Source organism: Streptomonospora nanhaiensis, assembly GCF_013410565.1.
GTDB classification, from domain to species: Bacteria; Actinomycetota; Actinomycetes; order Streptosporangiales; family Streptosporangiaceae; genus Streptomonospora; species Streptomonospora nanhaiensis.
This window is the reverse complement of sequence record NZ_JACCFO010000001.1, coordinates 4,258,427-4,279,615: the sequence shown is the minus strand read 5'-3', so window position 1 is coordinate 4,279,615 and position 21,189 is coordinate 4,258,427. Positions and strand designations below refer to the sequence as shown.

The window sequence follows — 21,189 nt, the reverse complement described above, 5'->3', positions numbered from 1 at the left end:
CCCTTCGCGCTCCGCACCCTCTTCGGCCTTCTTCACGGTCGGACTGTTCGAGGTCCGCCCCCCGCCCGCGCCGTTCAGCCCGCCCGGACACCCGCCCACCACGCCTGGCGCCAAGCCTAGTGCGGCGCCCCTGCCCGCGATCTCGTTGTCCACAGCCCCCGGCCACGCCCCGTCCGGCTTTGGCCGGCCCGCCGCCCACCGGCCCGCCGCCGCACCCGCGCGGTCCCCACGCGGGTGCGGGCGCGGCGGCCCGAGACGGCCTCCGCGCCCGCGCCGCCGGAGGACGCGCGCCCTGCTCCTCCGGCGGGTTCTCCAACGCCTACTTCGGCTGGCGGGGGTCCCAGCGGAAGTAGCGCAGCGAAAAGACCGCGATCCCCACCCACACCGCGCACACGCCCAGCGCGGGCAGGGCGGCGGCCCACAGGTTGAGGCCCGTGGCGGCCTCGGCGCCGTCGACACCGCCGAAGAGGTCGCGGCCGAAGTAGCCCGCCCGCACGAGGTCGACGGCCGGGGCCATCGGCAGCAGCCGCCCCACCGTGGCAACCCCCTCCGGGAAGACGTCGAGCGGGATCATCAGCCCGCCGGAGGCGTAGAGGCCCAGGAACGGCACCATGCTCAGCATCTGCGCGCTCTCGGCGTTGGCCGCCAGCCGCGTCATGGCCGCGCCCAGCAGCGACATGGTCACCGCCGTCAGCAGCACGCCCGCCGCCACCAGCACCGGATCGGCGGGCAGGGTTCCGTACATCCCGGCCATCACCGCGCCGGCGACCAGGGTCAGCGCGGCGGTGACCGCGACGACCGACAGCGTCGTCGCGCCGAACATGGCGTAGGGCGAGACGCCGCTGGCGCGGTAGCGCTTGAGGATCAACTGCTCGCGCCGGGCCGCGTAGGCGTTGGAGACGTGCATGATCCCGATCATCATCGCGATGGCGGCGGGGGTTCCGGCGACCGAGAACTCGGCCGCCGACACGCCCTCCAGCAGCGACGGCCCCTGGCCCGCGGCCGCCAGCGCGACGAAGACCAGGGGGAACAGCACGAAGAACAGGGCCGTGCGGTACCGGTAGATGAGCGTGAACTCGGTGCGGGTCAGGCGCAGCGTCTGCCGCGCCACCCCGACGGGCCGGCGCGCCGCCGGGCGGGTGGCGGCCGCTGCCGCGGTTTCGGTGGCGGTCATGGCAGGGGGTCCTTTGCTGGGGTCGGTGTGTGGAGTCGGGTGTGGAGTGGGGTGTGCCGTGTGGGGAGGGGGGCGCGCGGCGCGGATGCGGGCACGTGCACCGGCTGCGGGTGCGTGCGGGAGGCGCGGCCCCGGCCGGGGCCGGGTGCGGCCCCGGCCGGGGCGGTGGCCGCAAGAGGCGTGCGGCCGGGCGGCCGCGGACCGGGCGCCCGGGAGACCGGCGCCACGGCGCCCCGCCCCGGTCAGGCGCGGGTGCCGCCCGCCACGGCGTCGGCCGCGCCCTCGGCGACGCTGAGGAACACGTCCTCCAGCGAGGCGCCGCGCAGCTCCAGCCGACGCAGGGTGACGCCGCGCTCCCGCGCCCAGGCCAGCAGTTCGGCCATCGCGCGGTAGGCGCGGCCGTCGGCGTCCTCGCCGTGCACGGTGTAGGCGGCCCACGCCTGGCCCCCGCGCATCTCGACGGCCCCCGTGGCGCCGGGCAGCGCGGGCAGGTCCTCGGACCGGACGTCGGGCGGCAGCAGGAAGCCGATCCGGTCGCCCCACCGCACCACCACGTCGCGCGGCGTGCCTTCGACCCTGATCTCGCCCCGGTGCATGATGGCGAGCCGGTCGGCCAGGCGCTCCGCCTCCTCCAGGTAGTGCGTGGTGAGCACGATCGCCATCCCCTGCCGGACCAGGTCGCCGACGGTGGCCCAGGTGGCGCGGCGCGCCTCGGGGTCCATGCCGGTGGTGGGCTCGTCGAGGAACAGCGCCTCGGGCCGCGACAGCACGGCCAGGCCGAGGTCGAGCCGGCGGCGCTGGCCGCCGGAGAGCTGGCGGACCTGCACCCCGGCCTTGTCGGTGAGGCCGGTGAGGGCGAGCACCTCGTCGCGGCCCATGGGGTCGGCGGCGAGGTCGCGGGAGAGGTCGACGGTCTCGGCGACGGTCAGCTCGGGGAACGAGCCGCTGTGCTGGAGCACGGCGTCGACGCGTTCGCGCAGCGCCGCCGGCTGTCCGTAGGGGTCGAGCCCGAACACCCGGACGCTGCCGCCGGTGGGGCGCCGGAAGCCCTCGACGGTCTCGATGGTGGTGGTCTTGCCCGCCCCGTTGGTGCCCAGCAGCGCGAACAGCTCGCCTCGGGCGACCTCGAAGGAGACCCCCTTGACCGCCTCGAAGTCGCCGTAGCTCTGCCGCAGGTCGCGCACGGTGATCGCGTTCTCGCCGCCGTCCGGTCCGGCGCTCGGCCGTTGCCCTGTGCTCATGTACCCGATCCTGGCCGAGGGGCCCGGCGCGCGGCAGATCCCGATGTCACCGGAGCGGGGTGCGTATCACCCCGTCCGCGACATGACACCTGTCATACCGGTCGGGGCCCGCCCGGACCCGCTGCCTCCGCCCCCTCTCCTCCGCTCCCCCGGGCCGCGGGCCGGACCCCGCTCAGCTGTCGAACCCCATCCCCGCCGCGTCCAGCGCCCGCAGCCACAGGTTGCGCCGGCCGCCGTCGCGGTCGGCCGCCGCCATGGACCGCCGGGTCAGCTCGATCCCGGCGTAGCGCAGCGGCTCGGGCGGGAACGGCACCGGCCGGCCGCGCACCATCGCCAGGCGGGTGCGCTCGGTGCCGGCACCGGCCAGCCGGTCCAGCAGGACCTCGGCGCCGAACCGGGTGGCGCCCACGCCCAGCCCCGTGTATCCGGCGGCGTAGGCCAGCCGACCGCCGTAGGCGGTGCCGAAGAACGCGCAGAACCGGCTGCACGTGTCGATCACCCCGCCCCACGCGTGGCTGAAGGAGATCCCCTCCAGCTGCGGGAACGTGGTGAGGAAGTGCTCGGCCAGCCGCCGGAACGTGGCGGGCCGCCGGTCGTACTCCGGCCGCACCCGCCCGCCGTAGTGGTATACCGCGTCGTAGCCGCCCCACAGGATCCGGTTGTCCGCGGTGAGCCGGTAGTAGTGGAACCGGTTGCCCGCGTCGCTGAGCCCCTGGCGCCCGCGCCACCCCACGGCGGCGGCCTGCTCGGCGGACAGCGGCTCGGTCGTCAGGGCGTAGTCGTAGACGGGCGCCACGTAGTGCCGCAGCCGGCGCAGCGGGCCGGGGAACGCGCCGCCGCACCAGGCCGTCCGGCGCGCCGTCACCGACCCGCCCCGGGTCTCCAGGCGCAGCCCGCCCGCCTCGGCGCTGATGGCGCGGACCGGGCTGTGCTCGTAGAACCGCACCCCCAGCCGCTCGCAGGCGGCGCGCAGGCCCCAGGCGAGCTTGGCGGGGTGCAGCATGGCCACGCCGTCGGGGTCGAGCAGGCCGCCGAGGTAGGTGGGCGAGGCGACCTCGGCGCGCGCCTCCTCGGCGGTCAGCGTGCGCACCGCCCGGCCCAGCGCCCGCAGGGCCGCCGCCTCCTCGGCGAGCCCGTCGAGCTGCCAGGGCTCGGTGGCGACCACGAGTTCGCCGGTGGGCTCGAACTCGCAGTCGATCCCGTGGCGCCGCACCGCCTCGGCGATACCGGCGAGGTTGGCGTGGCCCAGCCGCTCCAGCTCGGCGATCTCGTCGGGCCAGCGCTCGGCCCCGTTGGCGTGGCCGTGGGTGAGGCTGGCGGCGCAGAACCCGCCGTTGCGCCCGGAGGCCGCCCACCCGCTCGCGCGCGCCTCCACCAGCACGACGTCGCGCTCGGGGTCGCGCTCCTTGGCGATCAGCGCGGTCCACAGGCCGCCGTAGCCGCCGCCGACCACCGCGAGGTCGGCGCGCACCCGGCCGGACAGGGCGGGCGCGGGCGGCGGCGGCCGGTGGCCGGGCACCTCGGGGTCCAGCCAGAACACGGCGGGACGGGCCGGGGCGAGGGCGTCGGCGGCGCGGTCGGCCGCCGCGGACCGCCGCGCGGACCGGCGCCGTGCGGACGCGTTCCGGGATGAGGCGTGCGGGGCGGACGGGGGCCGGGCGGACGGGTCTGCGGACATGGCGCGTTCGGCTCCGTTCGTCTGGGGTTCGCGGATGCTCGGGCCGGCGGCCTCAGCGGGTGCGGCGCCGGGCCAGCAGCACGTTGCCCACCGCCAGCAGCACCCCCACCGCGAAGATCAGCGTGCCCATCACGTTGACCTGCGGCGGGATACCGACACGCGTGGCGCCCCAGATCCACAGCGGGAAGGTCTGGGTGCTGCCGCTCACGAACGAGGTGATGATGAAGTCGTCGACCGACAGCGCGAACGCGATCAGTCCTCCGGCCGTGATGGCGGGCAGCAGCAGCGGCAGCGTCACCAGGCGGAACGTCGCCACCGGGCCCGCACCCAGGTCGCGCGCCGCCTCCTCGACGCTCGCGTCCATGGTCAGCACCCGCGCCCGCACGGTGATGGCCACGAACGACACCGAGAACATCACGTGCGCCAGCAGGACGGTGAGGTAGCCGGCCGCGACGTTCATCGTCAGGAACATCGACAGCAGCGCCGCGCCCAGCACCACCTCCGGCGCCGAGATCGCGGAGAACATCACCAGGTCGGTGGCCGCGCGGGGGAACCACGTGACAGACCGGCTGAACGACCCCGGCGCCGACCTCCAGCAGGCGGCGCGCGACCACCTGTGGATGCACTTCACCGACGGCTCGGCCTACGCCGACTCCGAGATCCCGGTCATCACCCGGGGGGAGGGCCCCTACGTCTACGACACCCGGGGCCGGCGCCGGCTCGACGGCCTGGCCGGGCTGTTCGTCTCCCAGGTCGGGCACGGGCGCGCCGAGATCGCCGGGGCCATTGCCGAGCAGGCCCGCACCCTCGCCTACTTCCCCATCTGGACCTACGCCCACCCGGCCGCGGTGCGGCTGGCCGACCGGCTCGCCGCCCTGGCTCCCGGCGACCTCGACCGCGTCTTCTTCACCACCGGCGGCTCCGAGGCCGTGGAGACCGCCTGGAAGCTCGCCCGCCAGTACTTCAAGGCCGTGGGCCAGCCCACCCGGCACAAGGTCGTCAGCCGCGCCGTCGCCTACCACGGCACCACCATGGGCGCGCTGTCGATCACCGGCGTGCAGGCGCTGAAGTCGGCGTTCGAGCCGCTGGTCCCCAGCACGATCCAGGCGCCCAACACCAACCTCTACCGCGCGCCGGTGCACCGCGACGACCCCGAGGCGTTCGGCGCCTGGGCGGCCGACCAGATCGAGCAGGCCATCGTGCAGAACGGCCCCGAGACCGTCGCCGCCGTCTACGTCGAGCCCGTGCAGAACTCCGGCGGCTGCTTCCCGCCGCCGCCCGGCTACCTGCGGCGGGTGCGCGAGATCTGCGACCGCCACGGCGTGCTGATGGTCTCCGACGAGGTCATCTGCGCCTTCGGCCGCCTCGGCGAGTACTTCGGCGCCCAGCGCTACGACTACCTGCCCGACATGATCACCTTCGCCAAGGGCGTCACGTCCGGCTACGTGCCCATGGGCGGGGTGATCGCACGCGAGCACCTGATGGCGCCCTTCCGCGAGCCCGGCAGCATGTTCTCCCACGGCATCACGTTCGGCGGCCACCCCGTGGCCGCGGCGGCGGCGCTGGCCAACCTCGACGTCATCGAGTCCGAGGGGCTGCTGGAGAACGTGCGGCGCAACGCGCCGGTCTTCCGCGCCACCCTGGAGAAGCTCTACGACCTCCCCATCGTCGGCGACGTGCGCGGCGACGGCTACTTCTACGGCATCGAACTGGTGAAGGACCGCGAGACCCGCGAGACCTTCTCCGACGACGAGGCGGCGCGCCTGCTGCGCGGGTTCGTCTCGCCCGCCCTCTACGACGCCGGGCTCATCTGCCGCGCCGACGACCGCGGAGACCCCGTCGTCCAACTGTCGCCGCCGCTGATCTGCGGGCCGGAGCACTTCGAGGAGATGGAGGCGATCCTGCGCGCCGTGCTGTCGGAGGCCGGCCGACGCGTGTGACCCCGCACGGCACCACCGGCCCGTCCGTGCCGGGCCCGCCCCGCGCCCGCGCCGGCCGGGCGCCGGGGCGGAGCGCGGAGCGGACCCGGCCGCGTGCGCGCGCGGGGCCGGCTACTCGCCCTTCCACCGGGGAGTGCGCTTCTCCGCGAAGGCGGCGGCGCCCTCCATGGCGTCGTGGCTGACGAACACCGGACCGGTGACGGCGTCCTGGCGCTCCCACATCTCCTCGGCCGGCCAGGCGTCGGACTCGGTGATCACCCGCTTGGACACCGCGACCGACAGCGGCGCGTTGGCCGCCACCCGCGCCGCCAGCGCGCGGGCGCCCTCCAGGGCGCCGCCGGGCGGGGTGAGGGTGTTGACCAGCCCCAGCTCGGCCATGCGCGGGGCGGCCACGAAGTCGCCGGTCAGGGCGAACTCCATGGCGATGTTGCGGGGGATGCGGCGGGGCAGCCGCAGCAGCCCGCCGCCGGCCGCCACCAGGCCGCGCTTGACCTCGGGGATCCCGAACCGGGCGTCCTCGGCCGCCACCACCAGGTCGCAGGCCAGCACCGCCTCGAACCCCCCGGCCAGGGCGTAGCCCTCGACCGCGGCGATCAGCGGCTTGCGCGGCGGGCGCTGGGCGAATCCGGCGAACCCGCGCCCCTCGACCGTGGGGACCTCGCCCTGCATGAACGCCTTGAGGTCCATCCCGGCGCAGAAGGTCTGCCCGGCGCCGGTCAGGATGCCCACGACCAGGTCGGAGCGGGAGTCCAGGTCGTCCAGCGCCTCGGCGATCCCGCGCGCCACGGCGGCGTTGACCGCGTTCTTGGCCTTGGGGCGGTTGATGGTGATGACCGCTACGCCGTCCTCGGCGGTGTAGTCGACCTCGTCGCTCATCGCGCTCTCCTTACTTGGGCGGCATCCGCAGGCCGCCGTCGATCCGGACGACCTCGGCGTTGATGTAGCTGATCTCCAGCAGCGCCCGCACCAGCCGGGCGAACTCCTGGGGGGTGCCCAGGCGCTTGGGGAAGGGGACCGGCGCGGCCAGGCGCTGCTTGAACTCCTCGGCCTCGGGGCCCTGCCCGTAGATGGGGGTGTCCAGGATGCCCGGCGCGACGGTGTTGACGCGGATGCCCGCGGCGGCGAGGTCGCGGGCGGCCGGCACGGTCATGCCGATGATGCCGCCCTTGGAGGAGGAGTAGGCGATCTGGCCGATCTGGCCCTCGATGCCGGCCAGCGAGGCGGTGTTGACGATCGCGCCGCGCTCGCCGTCGGCGTTGACCGGCTCGGTGGCGTTCATGGCGGCGGCGGCCAGCCGCAGCACGTTGAACGTGCCGATGAGGTTGACGTCGATGACCTTCCGGTAGCTGGCGAGATCGTGCGGCTGCCCCTCCCGGTTGACGGTACGGGTGGCCCAGCCGATACCGGCGCACGACACCGCCGCGCGCAGCGGGCGGCCGGTGTCCACCGCCTTTGCCACGGCGGCGGCGACCTGGTCCTCGTCGGAGACGTCGGTGGCGGCGAAGACCCCGCCGACCTCCTTGGCCAGGGCCTCCCCGCGCTCGGCGTTGAGGTCGGCGATCACGACGGTCGCCCCCGCGGAGGCGAGTTCCTTGACGGTGGCTTCACCCAGCCCGCTTGCGCCGCCGGAGACGAGGGCGGCAACTCCATTCAGCTCCATGGGCGGCACTCTACAGACGCGCGGGGCCGCAGACTAGAACGAGGTTCGGTCAATCGCTGCCGGCCCTGCACACGGGAGGCACCGGCCCGGCGGAGGGAGTGCGCGCCCGGGGCGGCGGGCGCCGATCGGGGCCGCCGGCGGCCGGTCAGCGGCCGTGCCGGGGCTACTCGGGGGCGCCGGGGCGGCGCCGGCGGCGCGCGGGCCGGCCGATCCGGCCCTGGCGGCGGCCCTGCCGCCGGCGCGGCAGCGCGTCGCGGGCCAGGTCGGCGGCGCCGATCAGCCCGGCCTCGTTGCCCAGTTCGGCCGCCTCGATGCGGGCCTCGGGGCGGTAGCCGCGCCCGGTCAGCGAGCGGCGGAACGCGCGCCGCGCGGGGGCCAGCAGCAGTTCCCCGCTCTCCGACACCCCGCCGCCGATCACGAACAGCTCGGGGTCGAAGGCGGCGGCCAGGTTGGCCAGGCCCACGCCCAGCCAGGTGCCGGCCTCCTCCATCAGCTCCACGCACGCGCGGTCGCCCTCGGCGGCCAGTTCGCTGACCAGGGGCCCGGTGATCAGCCGGGGATCGCCCGCCACGGCGCTGAGCAGCGCCCGCGCCACCGGGGAGTCGGCGGCGGCCATCTCGCGGGCCTCGCGGGTGACCGCGTTGCCGCTGGCGTACTGCTCCCAGCAGCCCCGGTTGCCGCACTCGCAGCGGTGCCCGCCGGGCACCACGGTCATGTGGCCGAACTCCCCGGCGATCCCGTGGCGGCCCCGGTACAGCTCGCCGTCGATCACGACCGCGCCGCCGATACCGGTGCCCAGGTTGACCACGACCACGTCGGAGGCCCCGCGCCCGGCGCCCACCCGGGCCTCGGCCCAGGCCGCGGCGTTGGCGTCGTTCTCGACCACCACCGGCAACTCCAGGCGGTCGCGCAGGGCGTCGCGCAGCGGCTCCTCGCGCCAGGACAGGTGCGGGGCGAACAGCACGTTGGCGCGCTGCTCGTCGACGAACCCGGCGGCGCCGATCCCCACCGCGCGCACCGGGTGGCGGCGGCGCAACTCCTCGACCACGCCCACGATGGTGTCCTCGACGACCTTGGGGCTTTTGCTGCGGTCGGGGGTCTCGGTGCGCACCCGCTCCAGCACCCGCCCGGCCGGGTTGACCACCCCGGCGGCCACCTTGCTGCCGCCGATGTCGACGCCGATGGCGAGCCCGCGCTGGTACAGGCGGTCGCCGCCCCAGGAGATAACCATGACCCCGCCAACTCTAGGCGACCACCCGGGCACAGGAGGGGTGGTGACGGGGCACCGAGGCGTGGCGCGTGGTGCGGGCACGCGGTTTCCGTACCGCAGGACACGCGATCGAGGCGGCGACGAGGCGCCGAGGGCGGCGCGGGCACGGGCACGCGATCACCGGCAAGCAGAGCAGACAGCCGGGGCGGGCGACGGGCACGACGGGGCTTCATGGCCCGGCCTCTGCCCCGGATGGCCCGACTGAGGGGGCGGATGGACAGAATCCGCATCTCGTCTGCGCTTGGCGCCGCACTTCCTCACGGTTTGCCCACTTTGTCGCTGTCAACGTCGGTTGCGGCGGCGCCGGAGAGGCCGCCCCTTGAAAGCCCTGGCGTCCACATCGTGAGACAGCCGACCTGAACCCAGTGGTTTGCGAACGCCCCGGGATTCGCCGGGCAGAGATCGCCGGGACCGACGGCCATAAGACCACGTGCCGCATCGCCATCCCGCCGAACCCGCGGCCATCCGCCCCGCGGCCCGACCACCGCCCACCCGGGCCACCCGCCGCCCTCGCCGCCTCCGTCGGGACATCACCACCGGCGCGCGGGCCGATGCTCGCCGCCCGAGCACCGCCGCCCCAGCCGCTTTAGCCTTCTCGCCGCCCTCGCCGCACGCCTAACCCGCCCGAGTGAGGGTCCTGGGGTCGACGGCAGCTGCCGCGTCGACCGGGGGTTCGAGGTCGTGGCGGCCGGCGATCAGCTCCTGGACCCGGATCTTGGCGCGGATCAGGGGGCGGCGGATGCGGCGGTCCCGGCGCAGGGCCTGGTGCCACTTGGCCGAGCCCGTCGGATAGCGCCAGCGCGCCCACGGCGAGCCGGGCACGGCCAGCCGTACGGCCGCAATGATCGAGACGGCGGGCAGGAACACCCCGATCAGGCCGGTCCAGATCTTGCCCTTGAGCAGGCTGACCACCGAGCCCGCGAGGTTGACGAGGCTGAGCGCCATCAGGGCGAACTGCACACCTTGCCCCCCGACCGGCTGGCCCGGGCCGGGCTGGAACTGCTCCCAGCCGAACGGGCGGACCCCGGTCAGCAGCAGGCCGGTCAGCGCGATGGCGACGAACACGGCGTCGACCGAGGCGCGCCCCTGCTCGGTCCAGTAGACGTCGCGCAGGTGCAGGATGAGCGCGAACTCGTCGAGCACCAGGGCGGAGCCGAAGCCGAACAGCGCGGCGGCGACGGCGATCGGAACGCCGGTGCGGTCGGGGATGAGCAGGGCCGCCACCCCGCCGATCATCATGAAGCCCACGCCGAACACGACGTGGTGGATGTGCAGCCCGCCGGGCCGCACGTTGCCCGGCCACCAGCGCACCCGCGCGCGGATCAGGCGCACGCTCATGCGGATGAGCAGGAAGCCGGCGACAAAGGCGACGAAGAAGCTGAACAACGGCAGCCGGCCGGTCGCCACGACGCTGCTGCCGAACCACTCGACCATCGGACTCCTTGAGTGGGAAAAAGCCGCCATCCCCGGGGAGATCAGGGGATGGCCTTCCCCAACAGTACGTTCTCGCGGCCGGCGCAGCGGCGACGCGCCGCCGCGCGGGGCGCCCGGCCCCGGCGCGGCGGCAGCGCCGACCGGTTCAGGCGCGGCGCCCGCGCAGGGCCGTGACCTGCCACAGCGCGAACCCGAGGACCGCTACGGCCTGCAACACCGTCCAGGCGCGGCCGATTCCGGTCAGGGGCAGCACGGACCCGGCGGCGACCGCGAGGCTCGCGGCGGTCCACAGCAGGTTGACGCCCACCACCGGCCACACGGCGGCGCGCACGGGGCCGCGTCCGGCCGCGCGGCGGGCGACGAGGGCCACGACGGCGGCGTAGCAGGCCAGGAAGGCGCCCACGGCCAGCAGCCAGGGCCGGGGCGCGCCCAGCAGGTCGGCGAGCGGGGCGGCGAGCGCGAGGTAGAGCAGGGCGTTGGCGCCGGTCACGGCGGCGTCGGCGCCCAGCGCCAGGGGCAGGGAGCCGAGCAGCCGCGCCGGCCCGCTCGCGGGCGCGGGGGCGGGGCCGGTGGAGCGGGTGGGCTGGATGGAGTGGGTCATGTCCGCCTCCTGCGGGTAGCGGCTGGTGCGTGCTCCGAGCCTCCCAGCGGAGGCGCTGCGGCGCGATTACCTGGGAGGTCATGCCGGAGCGCCGGACGCGCGCCTCGCCCGACCGCGACCGGCCCGTTCCGGAGGCCGCGTTTAGGGTTGGTCCGTCCCGTTGGACCCGGGTGCCCCGGATGCCGCCGACCGTCCCGACCGACCCGGGCTGTCCAGCGCCCGCCGCCGCACCGCCCGCCGACCCTCGAACCGCCTGCCTGCGGCCCTCGAACCGCCTGCCTGCGGCCCTCGAACCGCCTACCGCCGACAAGGAGACCCCGTGAGCGCACCGAGCGGAAACCCCTGGGCGATCCTCGTCGCGCTGTGCCTGGGCTTCTTCATGACCCTGCTGGACCTGACGATCGTCAACATCGCCATCCCCGACATGACCCACCGGCTCGGTGCCGCGCTCGACCACATCATGTGGGTGATCAACGGCTACACCCTCGTCCTGGCGGTGCTGATCATCACGGCCGGCCGGCTGGGCGACCTGTTCGGCCCGCGGCGGCTGTTCCTCGTGGGCGTGGCGCTGTTCACGGTGGCCTCGGGCCTGTGCGGGCTGGCCCCCGACGTCTACACGCTCATCGCGGCGCGGGTGCTGCAGGGCGTGGGCGCGGCGGTGCTGATGCCCCAGACCATGGCGCTGATCGTGCGGGTGTTCCCGCCCGAGCGGCGCGGCGCCGCCATGGGCGCCTGGGGCGCGGTCGCCGGCCTGGCCACCATCACCGGCCCCACGCTGGGCGGGTTGCTGGTGACCGCGCTGGACTGGCGCTACATCTTCCTGGTCAACCTGCCGGTGGGTGCCGTGGCGCTGGTGCTGGGCTGGCGGCTGATCCCCGCCGACACCCCGACCGGCCGCCGCCCGGCCCTGGACCTGCCCGGGGTGCTGCTGGCCACGGCCGCGCTGACTTTGGTGTCCTTCGCGCTCATCGAGGGCGAGCGCTTCGACTGGGGCACGGTCTACGGGCCCATCGGCATCCCGCTGCTGCTGGGCCTGGGCGCCGCGCTGTTCGCCGCGCTGGCCGTGCAGCAGGTCCGCCGCCAGGGCCGCGACCCCCTCGTGCCGTTCGCGCTGTTCGCCGACCGCAACTTCGGGCTGATGTCGCTGGCCGCCTCGCTGGTGTCGGTGGCCATGCTCGCGTTCTTCCTGCTGGTGTCGATCCACCTGCAGTCGGTGCTGGGCATGAGCGCGCTGGAGGCCGGCCTCACCCTGGTGCCGCAGGCGGCGGTGTCGATGGTGGCCGCGCCGGTGGTGGGCCGGCTGGTCGACCGGGTGGGCGGCAAGTACCTCCTGGTCGGCGGATGCGCGCTTTTCGCCGCCTCCTCCGCCTGGGTGGTGGCCGCCTTGGGCACCGAGGGCGACTGGCACACCTTCCTGGCCCCGCTGCTGCTGATGGGCCTGGGCGTGGGCGCGGTGTTCGGCCCCATGAACACCCTGGCCATGGACCGCGTGCGCCCGGACATGGCGGGCGCGGGGTCCGGGGTGCTCAACACCGCGCGCCAACTGGGCTCGGTCGTGGGCGGCGTGGTCGCCGGGGCGCTGCTGCAGTCGGTGCTGGCCGACCGGATCGGCGCGCGGGCCCGGGACGCGGCGGGCGGCCTGCCCGAACCGGTGCGCGAGCCGTTCGTGCGCGGGCTGACCCGCTCCGCCGACCAGGGGGTGGAGATCGGCGGGGCGGCCGCGGCCGCCCCGGCGCCGCCGGAGGGCGTGCCCGCCGAGGTGGCCGACCAGATGGCGCGGCTGGCGCGGTCGGTGTTCGCCGACGCCTTCACCGAGACCGCGCACGTCGTCGGGCTGGTGCCCGTGACGGCCATGGCCGTGACGGCACTGACCGCGCTGGCGGTGCGCAACACCCGCCGGCGCGCCGGCGGCGGCCCCGGCACCGCCGCGCGGGCGGGCGCCCGCGCGGCGGAGTGAGCCGCCCTCCGTCCGGAGCCGCCCCCGGTCAGGGGTGGGCGGCGTCCAGCAGGGCCGCGTCCTCGGGCGGGGCCTGCTCCCATGGGAACCGCTCCGCTCCCAGGGCCGGCTCCAGGTCGAACAGCCAGGCGGCCTTCTCGTCGTAGCGGGCGAAGAAGGGCCGGCCGACCAACTCGGGGTCGCGCGCCTGGATGAAGTGGCAGACGAAGACCTTCTCGCCCGCGATCTCGGCGACGCCGTCGATGCACACCTTGCCGGGCGTGGCCGACATCGACGGGCCGCGCACGGTGCGCGCCAGGCCCGAGACGCGGTTGTAGGCGCCGCGGTAGATCTCGTAGGCGCGGGCCAGCGGAACGGCGAAGTAGTCCTGCGGCCCGGTGTCGCGCTCCACGAACATGTAGTACGGCACCATGCCGTGGCGCACGTGGGTGCGCCACATGGTCTCCCACGTGGCCGCGTCGTCGTTGATGGTGCGGATCAAAGGTGCCTGGGTGCGGATGACGGCACCGGTGGCCCGGATGCGCCGCACCGCCCGCTGCACCAGCTCGGGCGCCATCTCCCGGGGGTGGGAGAAGTGCGCCATGAAGGCGAGGTTCTTGCCGGAGTCCACCACGCGCTCGAACAGCCGCAGCGTGTCGTCGGCGTCGGGATCGGTGGTGAAGCGCTGCGGCCAGTAGGCCAGCGACTTGGTGCCGATCCGGATGGACTCCAGGGTGTCCACGCCCAGCAGCGGCTCGACGTAGCGGGACAGCACCGCCTCGCCCATGATCATCGGATCGCCGCCGGTCAGCAGGACACTGGTGACCTCGGGGTGCTCCTTGAGGTAGGCCACCAGGTGGTCGACCTCGCCGGAGGCGAACTTCAGGTCGGCGTCGCCGACGAACTGCGCCCACCGGAAGCAGTAGGTGCAGTAGGCGTGGCAGGTCTGCCCCTGCTTGGGGAAGAACAGCACTGTTTCGTGGTACTTGTGCTGCATGCCCTCCAGCGGGTCGCGCCTGTCGATGGTGGGCACGTTGAGATCCATCTGCCCCGCGGGGTGCGGGTTGAGCCGGGCCCGGATCTCGTTGGCCGCCCGGTTCACCTCGCCGGCCGGCGCCCCGGCGCGCAGCAGGTCGGCGATGCGCGCCACGTCGGTCTGCGGCAGCATGTCGGCCTGGGGGAACACCAGCCGGTAGATGGGATCGTCGGGCGCGGCGTCCCAGTCGATGAGTTCCTCGATGACGTAGCTGTTCACCCGGAACGGCAGAACCGCGGCGACGGCCCGCACCGCGAGGCGCTCCGCCTCGCCGAGCCCGGCGCGCGCCGTCAGCTCGTCGAGGTGTTTGGCCGTGTAGGCCCGGAACCGGCGGCCGGCGGACGGCGACGGCGTCGCGTCGTGCGTCAAGCTCACGCGTCTCCTTTCCTGGGGGATGGCCCCGCCCCGGCGTGTGTCAGGGCAGGCGACGGCGGGAGGGCCCCGCTCGTGGCGGGGCTCTCCGCGAAACACTTCAGTACTGATCGCGCCGGCCGGGAGCGGGGGCACCGGCCCGGCCGATGAGTCAGCTCACCCGACCTTGGGTGGTTTGTACCCAATCATCCGCCATGAAGGGTTTTGCTGGAAGGACCCGCTTGCAGTTGATGGCGGGTGGTGGCCGGGCCGTTACCTAACCGGCAGGTCCCGGTCCTTCGTCCGCGCCGCGCGCGCGGCGGCATAGCCTTGAACCGGTGGGTCGGAGCGGTGTCCTCCGGGCCGTGCGCCGGGCCGGTCGCCGCACCCGGCGCCGCCCGCGGCCGGCGGTGGAGAGTGAGGGGTCCTCGTGAGCACACCCCAGGCGGCCGGGCCCGCCGGGAGAGCCGAACCGGTGATCGCCCTCGACGCCATGGGCGGCGACCACGCGCCCGACGAGATCGTCAAGGGGGCGGTCCTGGCCCGCGAGCGCGGCCTGCGCGTGCTCCTGGTGGGCCGCCGCCCCGAGATCGCCCGGCTCCTGGCGCAGGAGGGCGCGGCCGGGACCATCCCCATCGCCCACGCCGAGGACGCGCTGGCCATGCACGAGGGCGCACTCGCCAGCTGGCGCCGCCCGCGCTCCAGCGTGGCCGTGGCCTGCAAGCTCATCCGCCAAGGCGAGGCCACCGCGCTGGTGTCGGCCGGGTCCACCGGCGGGGTGGTGGCCACCTCGACCGTGCGGCTGCGCACCCAGCCCGGCGTGCTGCGCCCCGCGCTGGCGGTGGCCCTGCCCACCCGGCCCACGCCCACCGTCCTGCTGGACGCCGGGGCCAACGCCGACGCCAAGCCCGAGATGCTGGTGCAGTTCGCGCACCTGGGCGCCGCCTACGCCCACAGCGCGTTCGGGGTGGCCCACCCGCGGGTGGGCATGCTCACGATCGGCTCGGAGCCGGGCAAGGGCAACCGGCTGGCCCGCAAGACCGCCGAACTGCTCGCCGCCACCGCCGCGCAGGCGCCGCGCCTGGACTTCCGGGGCAACGTGGAGGGCCACGACCTGCTGGCGGGCGAGGTGGACGTGGTCGTCACCGACGGGTTCACCGGCAACGTGGCGCTGAAGTCGGTGGAGGGCGCGGTGCGGTTCACGATGTCGGCGGTGACCGAGGCGCTGACCTCCAGCACCATGGCCAAGGCGGGTGCGCTGCTCCAGCGCGGGGCGCTGCGCTCGCTGCGCGGCCGCTTCGACTCCGAGACCTACGGTGGGGGCGTGCTGCTGGGCCTCAACGGCACCGTGGTGATCGCCCACGGCGCCAGCCAGGCGCCGGCGGTGGAGCGCGCCTGCCAACTGGCCCACGACCTCGCCGCCGGCGGGATCGCCGAGCAGGTGCGCGGCCGGGTGCAGGCGACGGCCCGCTCGACCTGGCTGCACCGTCGGGGGCAGGGCGAGGAGCAGCCGGGGCGCTCCTAGCTGGTGCGGTCCGGGGGCGTTGGGGTGCGGACCGGGGGGAGCAGAAGGGAGAACGCGGCCGGAGGCCGCGCCGGTGGGCGGGTGCAGGGCCCGTGGTCACCGGGCGCGGGGGGCTCAGCCGAGCTTGGGCCCCTCGGGCCGGCGGGGATCCCGGCCCGGCGCCCAGCCGCGCCGGGGATCGGTGACACCGCGCTGCGATGAGTCCTGCTGCTGCGCCCGCCGCGCCCTGGCGAGCCGGCCGGGGCCGATACTGACTCCGTCGCCGAGGACCACGGGCTTCTTGGCGCCCTGGCCCTGCTGCCGCCTCTCCAGGTCCTTCAGCGCGGTGAGTTTGTCGCCGAGCGCCTTGGGGAGCCGCGCCCCCCTCTCCACGATCACCCCGTTGGGGTATTCGGACGACACCCCCTGCCCGATCGTCAGTCCCTGGGGGAAGACGGCGTGCGTGCGGCCCTCGAACCGCTCCTCGGGCACACCCGAGTACACGGTGGGCAGGTTGGGGAGCGTCCTGCCCTCGGGGTCCCACCTCGGGGCCCCGTCGGCCGAGGGCCCGCCCGTCCGGGACGGCCCCGCGGCGCTGTCGGGAGTCGACTCGTTGCCGGTGCTGTCGGCCATGTCCATCACCTCTCCTCACCGGAAACCTAGCGAGGTCCCCCGCCCGACGCGAGGGCCGCGCGCGGCCGGAACCGGCACCCCTCCCGGGCGGGCTCCCGGCCCGTGCTCCGCCCCGTACTCCGCATGCGCCATCGGCGCGGGACGTGGGAAAACCGCGTACGTCCGGCACGCCCGGATCGGTAGGCTTGAGGGCATGGCCGACCCGCAGGAGATCCTCGCGCAACGGGTCCAGTCCGCGCTCGGTGCCGCCTTCGGCCCCGACTTCGCCGACACCGACCCCGTCATCCGTCCGTCGCAGTTCGCCGACTTCCAGGCCAACGCCGCCCTGCCCCTGGCCAAGCGCCTGGGCCGCGCGCCGCGCGACGTCGCCGCCGACATCGTCGCGCACCTGGACGTCAGCGACATGTGCCGCGACGCCGAGATCAGCGGGCCCGGCTTCATCAACCTCACCCTGCGCGACGACTGGATCGCCGCGCGGGCCCAGGACCTGCTGAGCGACCCCCGGGCGGGCATCCCCCAACAGGAGCCCCAGACCATCCCGATCGACTACTCCGCGCCCAACGTGGCCAAGGAGATGCACGTCGGCCACCTGCGCACCACCGTGGTGGGCGACGCCCTCGCCCGCGTCCTGGAGGCGCTGGGCCACAACGTGGTCCGGCAGAACCACATCGGCGACTGGGGCACCCCGTTCGGCATGCTCATCGAGCACCTGCTCGACTCCGGCGAGCACTCGCCCGAGGCCGAACTCGTCAAGACCGACCCCAACGCCTTCTACCAGGCCGCGCGCACCAAGTTCGACGCCTCTCCGGAGTTCGCCGAGCGGGCGCGCAAGCGGGTCGTGGCCCTCCAGGCCGGCGACCCCGAGACCCTGCGGCTGTGGCGCGAACTGGTCGACCTCTCCAAGATCTACTTCAACCGGGTCTACGCCACGCTCGACGTCACCCTCACCGACTCCGACCTCGCCGGCGAGAGCATGTACAACGACATGCTGCCCGGCATCTGCGACGAGCTTGAGGACAAGGGCATCGCCGAGGTCAGCGAGGGCGCGCTGTGCGTCTTCCAGCCCGAGTTCACCGGCCGCGAGGGCAAGCCGGTGCCGCTGATCGTGCGCAAGAGCGACGGCGGATACGGCTACGGCACCACCGACCTCGCCACCATCCGCTACCGGGTCGAGGAGCTGGGCGCCACCTCGCGCGTCGTCTACGTCGTGGGCGCGCCGCAGGCGCTGCACTTCCGCATGGTGTGGGCGGCGGCGCGCAAGGCCGGCTGGCTGCCCGACCGCGTCACGCCGATCCATGTGCAGATCGGCAACGTGCTCGGCGACGACGGCAAGATCCTGCGCACCCGCAGCGGGCAGCCGATCCGGCTCATGGCCCTGCTGGAGGAGGCGGTCGACCGCGCCGCCAAGGTCGTCGCCGAGAACCGGCCCGACCTCGACGACGCCACACGGGCCGCCATCGCCCGCGAGGTCGGCATCGGCGCGGTGAAGTACGCCGACCTCTCGGTCTCCCACGACACCGAGTACGTGTTCGACTACGACCGGATGCTGGCGCTCAACGGCAACACCGGCCCCTACCTCCAGTACGCCGCGGCGCGGATCCGGTCCATCTTCCGCAAGGGCGGCGTCGACCCCGACTCCGCCACCGGACCCATCACGCTGACCGAACCCGCCGAGCGCGACCTCGCGCTGGCTCTGCTGGGGTTCGGCCCGGTGGTGAGCGCGGTCGGCGACACCCTGGAGCCGCACCGGCTGTGCGGGTACCTCTTCGACCTCGCGCAGGCGTTCACGGCCTTCTTCGAGCACTGCCCGGTGCTCCAGGCCGAGGACCCCGCCGTGCGCGACTCCCGGCTGGCGCTCATCGCGGCCACGCTGCGCACCCTGGTCACCGGCCTGGGCCTGCTGGGCGTGCGCACGCCCGAGCAGATGTAGCGCCCGCCGCCACCGCAGAACGCGCGAAGGGCCGCCCCGCTGTGCGGGGCGGCCCTTCGCTGTGTCGTGGCCGCCGCGGCCGCGCGGACCCGGCGGCACACCTCATCAGGCCGAGGGGGTCGGCGAGGGGGCGGGCGGCGCGGCGGAGTAGTCGTGGTAGCCGGGCCGCCCGGGGCGGCCGTCGTCGTCATCGTCGTCGTCCCAGTCCGGTGTGCTGGGCGAGGGGTCGGGGGTCGGCGTGGGCGGCCCGTCGGTGGGTCGGCCGCCACCGCCGCCGCCACCTCCACCACCGCCGCCACCTCCACCACCGCCGCCACCGCCGCCTCCCCCTCCGCCGCCACCGCCGCCGCCGGAGGCGGGGGTGTCGCCGGGCGCGGCAGTGGTGGGCGCACCGGCGCCGGGAGCGGGGACGGCCGTGGGGGTGGAGGCGCCGCCCGGCGCGGACGGCGAGGGCTGGGCGCCGCTGTCCCGCGAGGCCGAAGGGCTGGGGTCGGGCGGGTCCGAGGGGCTGCCGGGGTCGTCGCTGACCTGGCCCGGAGCGGGCGGCGGGTTGTCGACCCCCACCTCGGTGCCGGTGCTGGGCAGGCTGAAGACCGCCAGCATGACGATGGTGATGGTCAGCCCCGCGGTGAGGACACCGGCGGCGATCATCCACTGGCCGCGCTTGCGCAGCCGCTCCTGCCGCCGGCGGTCATGGCGGCCCGGTACTGCCTCGGGACCTTCGTGTGCGCTGCTCATGCGGGTGGCTGGCTTCTCGGTGAGGGTGGTGTCGGCCTGGGCCGTCGTGCGGTGCACGGACTCCCGGCGCACGGATTCCCCAAGGGTACAACGCGGGCACTTCGCCACTATCTATGCGATACCGCCAATCCGGCACGCCCGTCCCGCTCGCCTCGGGCGCACCGGGCGCAGCAGCGGTTACGGCCGCCGCCGCGGCGCGGGTGTGATGTATCCGACACGCCGCCCGGCGCGGCGCGTCCGCGTGCCACGCCTCCGCCACCGCCCCGAGGGCGGCCGCACCGCCCCCGGCCCGCGGCGTGGGGCCGCACGTCCGCCCGCCCCAGCGCTCATAGCGGGACAAACAGGATGAAACACGCTATTAGCCTGATACTTCACCGAATAAAGGGGAAAGCAGTCATGACTTCAGTTCCGCCACCTGAGGAGGCCCTCGGCCCGGAACCGGGCACCTGGCACCTCGACCCGGTCCACTCCTGCATCGTCTTCGTGGCGCGCTACCTGCGCTTCGGCCGTGTGCAGGGCACCATCAGCGACGCCAGGGGCGCCGTGGCGGTGGCCGAGGACCCCGCCGACTCCACGGTGGAGGTCTCCATCCGCGCCGCGTCGCTCAACACCGGCGTCCAGGCCCGCGACGACCACCTGCGCTCCGCCGACTTCCTCGACGTCGAGCGGTTCCCCGAGATCCGCTTCACCAGCACCCGCGTCCAGGAGCGCTCCCGCGCCAAGGGCACCTTCCACCTGGACGGCGACCTCACCCTCCACGGAACCACGCGCCCGGTCTCGCTGGACTGCCAGTGGGCGGGCGAGGCCCCCGACTACGCCGACCCCGACAACACCTACGGCCACTTCTTCGCGGGCAACGGGCAGATCCGCCTCAGCGACTTCGGCGTCGGCGACGGCGGCCCGGTGCCGTGGGGCGGCCGGCTGGTCGGCGACACCGTCGACATCGTGCTGGAGGTGCGGCTCCAGAACCGCGACCCCATCCACTTCCTGCGCAGCATCGGCCACGTGGCCTAGCGGGCGCGGTGCGGGAGCCGCACCCGCCCCGGCACCGCCCGGCGGCTAGCCCCGCCGCAGCAGGTCCTCGATCTCGGCGCGCGCGGGCATCGACGGCGCGGCGCCGTGGCGCTGCACCGACAGCGCCGAGGCGGCCGACGCGAAGCGCAGCGCCTCCTCGGGCGCGCGGCCCTCGGCGCGGGCCACCGCGAACGCGCCGCAGAAGGTGTCGCCGGCGGCGGTGGTGTCGACCGGCGTGACCCGGCGCGCCGGCACGTGCACCGGTTCGGCGCCCCGGCTGCCGTACAGCGAGCCGTCCTCGCCCAGGGTGACGATCGCCTCGGGCACCGTGCGCAGCAGCGCGGCCAGCGCGGCGCGGGGCTCGTGCTCGCCGGTGATGGCGGCGGCCTCGTGCTGGTTGGGCACCAGCAGGTCGACGTGCTCCAGCAGCTGAGCCGGCAGCTCGCGGGCGGGGGCGGGGGTGAGCACCGTGGGCACCCCGGCGGCGCGGCCGGCGCGCGCGGCGGCCACGACCCCCTCCATCGGCAGCTCCAGCTGCAGCAGCAGCGCTGCCGCGCCCGCCAGCAGCCGGGTGTCCTGGGGGGCGAGCCCGGTGACCTCGCCGTTGGCGCCGGGGATCACGATGATGGAGTTGGCCCCGCTGCCCTCGACCACGATGTGCGCCACGCCCGAGGCCCCGCCCACCGTGCGCAGGCCCGTGACCTCGATGCCGCACTCGACCAGGTTGCCGCGCAACTGGGTGCCGAACGCGTCGTCGCCGACGGCGCCGATGAAGGCGACGTCGGCGCCCGCGCGGGCCGCGGCGACCGCCTGGTTGGCGCCCTTGCCGCCGGGCACCTGGGCGAACCGGGTGCCGGTGACGGTCTCGCCGCTGGCCGGGGCGGTGCCGACGTAGGCGACGAGGTCCATGTTGACGCTGCCGAAGACGACGATGCGCGGCTGCCGCGCCGGGGAGGTGGTGGTCGAGCTCACGCGCCGAGCCTATCGGGCCGCCCCGGAGGGCTCCCACCCCGGCGCGGCGGGTCAGGCCGCGCCGGTCCGTGCGGTCA

At 75.0% G+C, this 21,189-nt stretch carries 17 protein-coding genes and 1 pseudogene; 5 read left to right on the top strand and 13 right to left on the bottom strand.

From position 1 onward, the window contains the following. Positions 1–319: 319 nt before the first annotated feature. The 4 genes and pseudogenes from HNR12_RS18945 to HNR12_RS18930 form a co-directional block, all read right to left on the bottom strand. Complete coding sequence (locus HNR12_RS18945) at positions 320–1,174, bottom strand: ABC transporter permease (RefSeq protein ID WP_179768867.1); 855 nt, start codon at positions 1,172–1,174, stop codon at positions 320–322. A gap of 242 nt (positions 1,175–1,416) precedes the next feature. Beyond that, a complete protein-coding gene (locus tag HNR12_RS18940) occupies positions 1,417–2,415 on the bottom strand; it encodes an ABC transporter ATP-binding protein (protein WP_179768866.1) in 999 nt (332 codons plus the stop codon). 172 nt (positions 2,416–2,587) lie between these two features. After that, positions 2,588–3,955, bottom strand: a complete 1,368-nt coding sequence (locus tag HNR12_RS18935; RefSeq protein ID WP_308118954.1) for an NAD(P)/FAD-dependent oxidoreductase — start codon at positions 3,953–3,955, stop codon at positions 2,588–2,590. Positions 3,956–4,145: 190 nt separating this feature from the next. Next, positions 4,146–4,637: pseudogene (locus tag HNR12_RS18930) on the bottom strand (ABC transporter permease); the annotation flags it as partial. A 13-nt stretch (positions 4,638–4,650) separates the two neighbouring features. Between HNR12_RS18930 and HNR12_RS18925 the strand changes: the two are divergent. Then, entirely contained in the window at positions 4,651–6,033 is a 1,383-nt protein-coding gene (locus HNR12_RS18925; RefSeq protein ID WP_308118953.1) for an aspartate aminotransferase family protein, read from the top strand. A gap of 111 nt (positions 6,034–6,144) precedes the next feature. On the opposite strand, the gene HNR12_RS18920 is transcribed toward HNR12_RS18925, so the two are convergent. From HNR12_RS18920 to HNR12_RS18900, 5 genes are all read right to left on the bottom strand, one after another. After that, entirely contained in the window at positions 6,145–6,909 is a 765-nt protein-coding gene (locus tag HNR12_RS18920; RefSeq protein WP_179768864.1) for a crotonase/enoyl-CoA hydratase family protein, read from the bottom strand. Positions 6,910–6,919: 10 nt separating this feature from the next. After that, positions 6,920–7,693 (bottom strand): SDR family oxidoreductase, encoded by a 774-nt coding sequence (locus HNR12_RS18915; RefSeq protein ID WP_179768863.1) that lies wholly within the window; start codon positions 7,691–7,693, stop codon positions 6,920–6,922. Between the two features lie 163 nt (positions 7,694–7,856). After that, positions 7,857–8,924, bottom strand: coding sequence for an ROK family glucokinase (locus HNR12_RS18910; protein WP_179768862.1), 1,068 nt, complete (start codon positions 8,922–8,924; stop codon positions 7,857–7,859). A gap of 654 nt (positions 8,925–9,578) precedes the next feature. Continuing rightward, positions 9,579–10,397: a hypothetical protein gene (locus HNR12_RS18905; RefSeq protein WP_179768861.1), complete on the bottom strand. Its 819-nt coding sequence runs from the start codon at positions 10,395–10,397 to the stop codon at positions 9,579–9,581. Between the two features lie 145 nt (positions 10,398–10,542). Beyond that, the gene (locus tag HNR12_RS18900) at positions 10,543–10,998 is read right to left on the bottom strand and encodes a hypothetical protein (protein ID WP_179768860.1); all 456 of its coding nucleotides are present in this window, start codon (positions 10,996–10,998) and stop codon (positions 10,543–10,545) included. A gap of 319 nt (positions 10,999–11,317) precedes the next feature. Between HNR12_RS18900 and HNR12_RS18895 the strand changes: the two genes are divergently transcribed. Continuing rightward, positions 11,318–12,955 (top strand): DHA2 family efflux MFS transporter permease subunit, encoded by a 1,638-nt coding sequence (locus tag HNR12_RS18895; RefSeq protein ID WP_179768859.1) that lies wholly within the window; start codon positions 11,318–11,320, stop codon positions 12,953–12,955. Between the two features lie 28 nt (positions 12,956–12,983). On the opposite strand, the gene HNR12_RS18890 is transcribed toward HNR12_RS18895, so the two are convergent. Beyond that, complete coding sequence (locus HNR12_RS18890) at positions 12,984–14,339, bottom strand: KamA family radical SAM protein (protein WP_218902890.1); 1,356 nt, start codon at positions 14,337–14,339, stop codon at positions 12,984–12,986. A 412-nt stretch (positions 14,340–14,751) separates the two neighbouring features. Between HNR12_RS18890 and plsX the strand changes: the two genes are divergently transcribed. Then, positions 14,752–15,846: a phosphate acyltransferase PlsX gene (gene plsX / locus HNR12_RS18885; protein WP_308118752.1), complete on the top strand. Its 1,095-nt coding sequence runs from the start codon at positions 14,752–14,754 to the stop codon at positions 15,844–15,846. A gap of 114 nt (positions 15,847–15,960) precedes the next feature. Here the strand turns inward: plsX and HNR12_RS18880 are convergent, their stop codons facing one another. After that, positions 15,961–16,458 carry a hypothetical protein gene (locus tag HNR12_RS18880; protein ID WP_179768857.1) on the bottom strand — a complete coding sequence of 166 codons (498 nt, stop codon included), beginning with the start codon at positions 16,456–16,458 and terminating at the stop codon, positions 15,961–15,963. A 193-nt stretch (positions 16,459–16,651) separates the two neighbouring features. Between HNR12_RS18880 and argS the strand changes: the two genes are divergently transcribed. After that, positions 16,652–18,388: an arginine--tRNA ligase gene (gene argS / locus HNR12_RS18875; RefSeq protein ID WP_179768856.1), complete on the top strand. Its 1,737-nt coding sequence runs from the start codon at positions 16,652–16,654 to the stop codon at positions 18,386–18,388. A 105-nt stretch (positions 18,389–18,493) separates the two neighbouring features. On the opposite strand, the gene HNR12_RS18870 is transcribed toward argS, so the two are convergent. Continuing rightward, entirely contained in the window at positions 18,494–19,198 is a 705-nt protein-coding gene (locus tag HNR12_RS18870; RefSeq protein ID WP_179765516.1) for a hypothetical protein, read from the bottom strand. Positions 19,199–19,522: 324 nt separating this feature from the next. On the opposite strand from HNR12_RS18870, the gene HNR12_RS18865 reads away from it, so the two are divergent. Next, positions 19,523–20,140 carry a YceI family protein gene (locus HNR12_RS18865; protein ID WP_179768855.1) on the top strand — a complete coding sequence of 206 codons (618 nt, stop codon included), beginning with the start codon at positions 19,523–19,525 and terminating at the stop codon, positions 20,138–20,140. Positions 20,141–20,185: 45 nt separating this feature from the next. Here the strand turns inward: HNR12_RS18865 and rbsK are convergent, their stop codons facing one another. Then, complete coding sequence (gene rbsK, locus HNR12_RS18860; RefSeq protein ID WP_308118750.1) at positions 20,186–21,112, bottom strand: ribokinase; 927 nt, start codon at positions 21,110–21,112, stop codon at positions 20,186–20,188. Positions 21,113–21,189 lie beyond the last annotated feature (77 nt).

What these genes read in the sequence shown, in the direction of transcription:
- HNR12_RS18945 (WP_179768867.1), bottom strand. Translation starts at nt 1,174, where the DNA reads ATGACCGCCACCGAAACCGCGGCAGCGGCCGCCACCCGCCCGGCGGCG.
- HNR12_RS18940 (WP_179768866.1), bottom strand. Translation starts at nt 2,415, where the DNA reads ATGAGCACAGGGCAACGGCCGAGCGCCGGACCGGACGGCGGCGAGAAC.
- HNR12_RS18920 (WP_179768864.1), bottom strand. Translation starts at nt 6,909, where the DNA reads ATGAGCGACGAGGTCGACTACACCGCCGAGGACGGCGTAGCGGTCATC.
- HNR12_RS18915 (WP_179768863.1), bottom strand. Translation starts at nt 7,693, where the DNA reads ATGGAGCTGAATGGAGTTGCCGCCCTCGTCTCCGGCGGCGCAAGCGGG.
- HNR12_RS18910 (WP_179768862.1), bottom strand. Translation starts at nt 8,924, where the DNA reads ATGGTTATCTCCTGGGGCGGCGACCGCCTGTACCAGCGCGGGCTCGCC.
- HNR12_RS18905 (WP_179768861.1), bottom strand. Translation starts at nt 10,397, where the DNA reads ATGGTCGAGTGGTTCGGCAGCAGCGTCGTGGCGACCGGCCGGCTGCCG.
- HNR12_RS18900 (WP_179768860.1), bottom strand. Translation starts at nt 10,998, where the DNA reads ATGACCCACTCCATCCAGCCCACCCGCTCCACCGGCCCCGCCCCCGCG.
- HNR12_RS18880 (WP_179768857.1), bottom strand. Translation starts at nt 16,458, where the DNA reads ATGGCCGACAGCACCGGCAACGAGTCGACTCCCGACAGCGCCGCGGGG.
- argS (WP_179768856.1), top strand. Translation starts at nt 16,652, where the DNA reads ATGGCCGACCCGCAGGAGATCCTCGCGCAACGGGTCCAGTCCGCGCTC.
- HNR12_RS18865 (WP_179768855.1), top strand. Translation starts at nt 19,523, where the DNA reads ATGACTTCAGTTCCGCCACCTGAGGAGGCCCTCGGCCCGGAACCGGGC.